The organism is Paenibacillus sp. UMB7766-LJ446, from assembly GCF_030226665.1.
GTDB lineage: Bacteria > Bacillota > Bacilli > Paenibacillales > Paenibacillaceae > Paenibacillus > Paenibacillus vandeheii.
The window spans coordinates 175,345-181,850 of the sequence record NZ_JASOYM010000014.1 but is presented as its reverse complement, the minus strand read 5'-3'; the positions used below and the strand labels follow the sequence as shown (position 1 = coordinate 181,850).

The window sequence follows — 6,506 nt, the reverse complement described above, 5'->3', positions numbered from 1 at the left end:
AGGATCAAACTCTCCAATAAAGTATTGAAAAGAGCGATATGCTCATTTTGAAACTGACGAGATTAAAAATCTCATTTGTGCTTCGAAATCATACGGTCCGAAGACGTGTACCGATTTCTCAGCGTCGATCTTGCAAGCAAGATCGTTACTCACTCGTTGTTCAGTTTTCAAAGATCAAACTTATTTCGTCACTAAGTTTCGTTCATCTCAGCAACTCTTATATATTATCACGTCCGAACCAACTTTGCAAGCATCTTTTTTTAAGTTTCTTTCGAAGCTTAATTTTCATTCGCTTGCCGCACCGTGTTTCTTGTGTTTTCTTGGCCGGATTAATAATATATCATGTTCTATTATTAATTGCAACCCATATTATAAATTATTTTATTTCACTACAATGACTATTGATTATAATTGTACTCTAGTGATTGATAAGCTAAAGGAATTTCGAGATACTCTCTAGACTTCTGACTTCTAGAGACAGCCTATATTGAATGTAATCCCAACGCCTAATCTCTAAAGGATAGTTTAACTCAGAGGGCCGTAAATGCTTTTCTTCATTAATGTAACTACTTATTAAGTTAGCTTCATCTATATACTGCTGTCTTTCATTATAGTAACAGGATAGTGTTCAGTGATTTTGCTGATTCACCAAAATCTTGCCTCGAGTCATTTTTGCGTAATAATGCATTTCATATATGCGCATATCTTTATTTCAATGTAAATCCCTCTTCCCTCTATGTATATACATGTTAGGCAACAATTCACTCATCAAAACGAACTCGCCTTATCCTTCTTGGCAATCCATTTTCTCAATCTTTAAGGAAATGGGCGTAAAGAACTTGCGCATTTTTCATTTATGAACACAATAGTGAAATAAACGAGAAACATTCTGAAAAACCTTGGTTCTAAAGCATCATTTTCATTCCAAATGCTAACATTAAACTAAATCTATTACGATATATCACATGGATACAAAGCACCATACGCAAAGCGAATACGCAACCAGATGGTCTCAATTAGAAAAAGGAGTGAAAGATATTGTTAGATAAGATACGGTGGAGTACCCTTCCTTTCTTTGCTAAAAGTCTCGTTATTTCGTTCGGTAGCATTATGTTGATTGGCGTCATCCTGATAACTGCGGGATATCAACTGCAAAAGGATATTTTGAGTCAACAACTGTACGATCAGGCTGAAGTTACGACACAGAAATGGTTTGATGACCTGGATACAGACAAAGTACTTGAAGCGGTAAACGAGAAAAGTTATTCCGGACCAGTTCAGAAACAATTAAGAGAATATCTGGATTCCATCCACGAGTTATATCCCAATATTGCACAAGCCTATATCTTCGGTACTGAACTGAAGGAAGGAAATCAGACGTCCATCATCGCGATTCCTACCAACCTGCTCGGGCCTTTTGAAGAAAGCAATATGGCAGCAGGTTCAATGTATCCATTACCACAGAAGAATGTTATAGCTCTTGAAGGTATGAAAAAAGATGAGAAGCCTGCATTAAGCAACTTTTATACGGACGAATACGGTACTTGGACTACAATTATGTACCCTATTAAAAATGCAGAAGGAAAAATGTACGCCGCACTTTACTTCGACGTTGATGCAAATGCTGTTCCAAAAGGACTTCATAAACTGATTACATACAGCAGTATTTTCCTTATCGTTTTCCTGATTCTGTTTATGGTACTACAATATATTCTGTTAAAGAAAACACTCAAGCCAATCCGTGACCTCATGGAGGGTATTGAGGCTGCCAGCTCTGGTAATCTGGATGTAACCATCCAAACCGGACGAGATGATCTAGGAATTATTAATCAAAAATTCAATACGATGATTCAGCGATTCAATGACACGATGTTCAAAGTCCAAACGACATCCCATCACCTCTCTGATTCATCCAAGAAATTATTAGACATTTCCGAAAAAAATAATGATAACATCCAGATGATCAGCAGTAATATTCGGGATATCTCACTGGGCCTACGTTCTCAGGATCAAGCCAGCGTGGAAAGTGCCCGAGCGATGACTGAGATGTCTACCGTTGTGCAGACGATTGCCAGCAGTTCTGCAGATGTAGCGGATGAGGCATTAAGCATGGAACAACGTTCTAATTCAGGCCATGAGATTATGCAACAAGTTATTGAGCAGATGAGACTGATCTCCGGTGCGGTGAAACATACGTCGGAATCTATACAATCTTTGGAAAGCCGCTCCAACGAAATTAGCAGCATTGTAAATATGATTACACAGATTGCAGAACAGACTAATTTGCTCGCCCTGAATGCTTCCATTGAGGCAGCTCGTGTTGGTGAGGAAGGAAAAGGATTCGCCGTGGTCGCAGGGGAAGTACGCAAGCTCGCTGAACAGTCCCAGGACTCAGCCAAACAGATCCGTACCTTGATTGACGGAATTCAACGCGATATCCTTCAATCCGCCGAAGCTATGCAGCTTGGCTCTCAAGAAGTAGAGAAGGGATCTAATGTCACCCTGGAGACAGGTCAATTCTTTGAGGATATTCTGACAGCTACGAACAAAGTCGCCAACCAAATTCAGGATATCTCCAGCTCTACCGAAGAAATATCCGCCAGCACACAGGAAATGTCAGCTACTGCGGATGAATTGTCTTCGAGCGTAAGCAAAGCAGCACATAGCAGCAAACAGATTGAGCAATCTATTGCGGAACAGGAAGCATCCATGGCTTCCATTGTATCGGCCTCGGATGAACTCTCCGCTGTATCAGCCCAATTGCAGGAACTGATTTCATTCTTCAAAGTAAAAGCCGGCTAGTCTTGTGTAGAGTGTAGCAAGCTCAATGAGGTCATTCATATCAAAGAACCAAGATGTTAGGGTAGTTCCTTGCGTCTTGGTTTTTTTTACTGCTCGGGGATGATTTAACCACACGTGCCGAAAACTCCGCTTCTCTAACCTTATTTCCTCAGCCTTTTTTCAATATATAAAGATGAAATAAAAAAAGAGACCGTCCCTATATATAGGTCAGATCTCTGCTCCATGAACTCCTCTGGTATCGTCAAGCCCCACTTACTGTGGCTTGTCAGTGGAAGCTTCGGTATCGTCCTTCTTCTTCGTGCCTTTACTCTTATAAGGCTTCGGGGCACTTTTCGCCCGGTTGGCGGCGGCTTGCCAACGGTTCCAGCCTTTTTTGCCAGTACCACGGCCGGTGCCACCTTTTCCTTTTGCTTTGCTCATGTTATCACTCCAATAATCCTGTATATGCTTAAAAATGACCGTCCTCGGTAACTTGTTATGCAACCCAGCCCATCTTCTTCACTTCCAGCATTTCTTATTATAACAAAATTGATGTCTTTACGTTCATTTACATAAATCAGGATTACATTTCAGCCTTCGCACTGCCTGTGGATTTAACACCTCTTAATACCCGCAGAGATAACAGGAAACAGATCGCCAGAACGGCAGCTGCCGAAACATAAGGGTAGTTAATATTCACATCAAATAGTGCTCCCGCTACAATTGGACCTGCGATATTGCCCAAACTTGTATAGGCTGAGTTCAATCCAGCTACAAAGCCCTGCTGTTCTTCCGCCAGTTTGGACATCTGCGTGCTGATTGCCGGACGCAAAATATCCATGCCCAGGAAGACGATGAATGTAACGACCAGAATCATCCAGTATGTGTTTACAAACAGGGTTAACAATACAAATACCGCCACAAAGAGCAAGCAGACCGAAATGACTTTTTTCTCACCAAATCGGTTTAACAACCAGCCAATCAATGAGACCTGTACCACAGCTCCCGCAATGGAACCAAACGTTATAATGAAGGCAATATCCTTGGTGGTAAAGCCAAATTTGTGATCCACAAATAGAGAAAAGACCGTCTCATAGTTAGCCAAGCCAAACGCCATAACAAATACGATGACCAAACTGAAAAAGTAGGGCTCACGGTACGAACGAAGCAGCTGGGAAACCATGCCCGGACCTTTGACCTTCGCTGCACCCGCGACAGGTTTGGTCTGTTCTCCAGTAATTCTGGTTGATTCCGGCAAAATAATCAGCGTAATGATGGATGCCAGCAAACCCGCAATACCTGCAGCATAGAAAGGAATCCGAATGCCAAAGTCCGCAATATATCCGCCGATCCCCGGACCGATGATAAATCCTGTAGTAATTGCGGCATTTATTAATCCCATACCTCTACCGCGTTCTTCCTCTGTTGTAATATCTGCAGTGTACGCCATAACCGCCGGGAAGATCATCGCTGCGCCAATCCCGCCAAGCATCCGTGCCGCGAAGAGCAGCGATGGTGCATTTACAGCACCAAACATAAACTCGGATACAGCAAAGATTAACATGCCGCCAACGATAATTTTTTTACGTCCCAAGATGTCTGACCAACGGCCCGCAATGGGAGAAAACAGAAACTGGGTGAAGGAGAATGCCGCTACCAGCAAACCAACCGTGAATCCAGTGATATGCAGTAGATCCATGTACGCAGGCATAATAGGCACAACAAGGCCTATACCTGTAAAAACGAGAAAAATATTAAACATTAACAGCAGCAATGCGCCCCTGTTCCGTGTAAGTAGTGCCATGATTCCATCCTCCGTAGTTGTCAAAATGTTACCTTAATCTTAATCTTTATCTTTTGCAATTCCATACAAGTATACGCTAGCCGCCTTGCGGTATAAGGCAAGAGCCTGTTCTGGCTCCATGCCGCGCGACAGCTGACTGAGACCAATAATGGTGCTTTCAAGAATGAGCGCTAGATGGTCTGCGTTGTCTGCTTTAAATTCCCCGCTCTCAATTCCCTGTTCCACCAATTGTTTGTTAAATTGAATATGCCGCTCAAACATTAAAGCTATTCGTTCTTCAATATCATTTTCTTTCTTCTCACCGGTAAAAAACTCATCTGCCGCCTTCGTCAGTGGGTGATTCATGTCATCAAGGATTAATTGTTCCGCCAAGCCGTATATCTTCTCCGTAGAAGTATGATACAGATGTTCCTTGGCTGCCCAATTTTCCTCCCACTCCCGATCCCATTCATCAATCAGGTAGAGAAACAGACCTTCCTTACTTTTAAAGTGGTAATATATATTGCCTTTACTGCTGCCCGTCGCAGACACAATATCTTCAATGGACGTTGCTTTATAGCCTTTTTGCACAAAAAGGGCTCTTGAGGCATCCGCAAGTTTCTTCTTGGTCTGCTCGGTTTGTAGTTGCTTTTTATTCATACTCATACATTTCACTCCACCTCTTGCATACTGAACGTTCGTTCTGTATTTTAACAGATGAATCGAACATAAGCAATCAAAAAGGAGAGCCGGCCAATTGGCCAACTCCCTTCCTACACTTTATTTCATCTTTTTGCCCTGACCATGCAATATTTTCAGCTGGCCATTCTCATAACCAACCTGATACGTAACCTTATATTTCGTGGTTACATACTCACCATCTCTACGCTCATCTGCTGTAATGACCGCAGTCACTTCCATCTCTTTATTTTCGTTGGTTGTAGAGGAAATATCACCGATAGTTACATAGCTCGTATTGATATACCCTTCGCGAAACTTCGCATACGTCGTCCCGCTCTGCCATTCGCTACCGAGCAATGCATAGGCGGTGACATAATCGCTCAGATTCAGGCTCGTATAAAAGTCCGTCACCAGTCCCTCTGCTTCCAATGCTGCTGAGCTTGATCCCGAATACGTATCCCCTGCCGTCTTAACCGCTGCTGTGCCGGAAGGATTTTTGGACCAGTTCTGCACCTGCTTGAGCACACTAGTCATAGGGATGCTGAATCCAATTCCACCCTCCTGCTCCACCACAGCTGAATTGATGCCGAGTACTTCGCCAGTCTCCGCACTAATCAGTGGTCCACCACTGTTACCATGGGTTATGGGAGCTGATATCTGGTAAAGGTTGCTATAAATATAAGGTGCTATTTCAAAGCTACGGCCTACACCACTAATAATCCCTGTAGTTACGGTGTTCTCTAACCCGAGTGGACTGCCCAGCGCCAGAATTTCGTCTCCGGTCTCAGCTTTGGATTTGGCAATGGATAGCGGTTTGATCTTTTTCATATCGGGTACCCTGACAACTGCTACATCCGTCTCTTCCCCTATCCCGATTACCGTTCCCTTATATTCCTCATGATTAAGGGTACGGACGGTCACTTCTTTTGAGCCTTCCACCACATGTGCATTGGTTACAATATCCCCCTGATCATTGTAAAGAAAGCCAGAGCCCAATCCACTGCTGCTCTCGATCGTAACGACTTTCTTCTGGCTCTCTTCAATAATCTGTTTGCGTGTCTTCTTCACAGGTTGCTTGGAAGCAGTCGTCGCTGCCGCATTTTCCGTTTCCTTCGCAGCGACAACTGCCAATCTGGGCCCATCCTGCAACTGATCCGTTGAATGCTGATGTATCCAGAACACGCCTCCTGCTCCAGCACCAATAATCATGGCACAGGATATGATCGTACTCCATGTTCGCTTGGCCATTCCAACTTGTCCT

General features: G+C 43.3%; 5 protein-coding genes. 1 reads left to right on the top strand and 4 read right to left on the bottom strand.

Features of this window, described 5'->3' with window-relative positions:
• The first annotated feature begins 1,038 nt into the window (after window positions 1–1,038).
• Window positions 1,039–2,802, top strand: coding sequence for a methyl-accepting chemotaxis protein (locus QP794_RS27690; RefSeq protein ID WP_483311961.1), 1,764 nt, complete (start codon window positions 1,039–1,041; stop codon window positions 2,800–2,802).
• Window positions 2,803–3,054: 252 nt separating this feature from the next.
• Here QP794_RS27690 and QP794_RS27685 read toward each other — a convergent pair whose 3' ends face one another.
• The 4 genes from QP794_RS27685 to QP794_RS27670 form a co-directional block, all read right to left on the bottom strand.
• Window positions 3,055–3,222 (bottom strand): DUF3934 family protein, encoded by a 168-nt coding sequence (locus QP794_RS27685; protein WP_081718007.1) that lies wholly within the window; start codon window positions 3,220–3,222, stop codon window positions 3,055–3,057.
• A gap of 142 nt (window positions 3,223–3,364) precedes the next feature.
• Window positions 3,365–4,585, bottom strand: coding sequence for an MFS transporter (locus tag QP794_RS27680; protein WP_024631260.1), 1,221 nt, complete (start codon window positions 4,583–4,585; stop codon window positions 3,365–3,367).
• A gap of 39 nt (window positions 4,586–4,624) precedes the next feature.
• A complete protein-coding gene (locus tag QP794_RS27675) occupies window positions 4,625–5,224 on the bottom strand; it encodes a TetR/AcrR family transcriptional regulator (RefSeq protein WP_285079959.1) in 600 nt (199 codons plus the stop codon).
• Window positions 5,225–5,344: 120 nt separating this feature from the next.
• A complete protein-coding gene (locus tag QP794_RS27670; protein WP_285079952.1) occupies window positions 5,345–6,493 on the bottom strand; it encodes a S1C family serine protease in 1,149 nt (382 codons plus the stop codon).
• Window positions 6,494–6,506: the final 13 nt, after the last annotated feature.

What these genes read in the sequence shown, in the direction of transcription:
- QP794_RS27685 (WP_081718007.1), bottom strand. Translation starts at nt 3,222, where the DNA reads ATGAGCAAAGCAAAAGGAAAAGGTGGCACCGGCCGTGGTACTGGCAAA.
- QP794_RS27680 (WP_024631260.1), bottom strand. Translation starts at nt 4,585, where the DNA reads ATGGCACTACTTACACGGAACAGGGGCGCATTGCTGCTGTTAATGTTT.
- QP794_RS27675 (WP_285079959.1), bottom strand. Translation starts at nt 5,224, where the DNA reads ATGAATAAAAAGCAACTACAAACCGAGCAGACCAAGAAGAAACTTGCG.
- QP794_RS27670 (WP_285079952.1), bottom strand. Translation starts at nt 6,493, where the DNA reads ATGGCCAAGCGAACATGGAGTACGATCATATCCTGTGCCATGATTATT.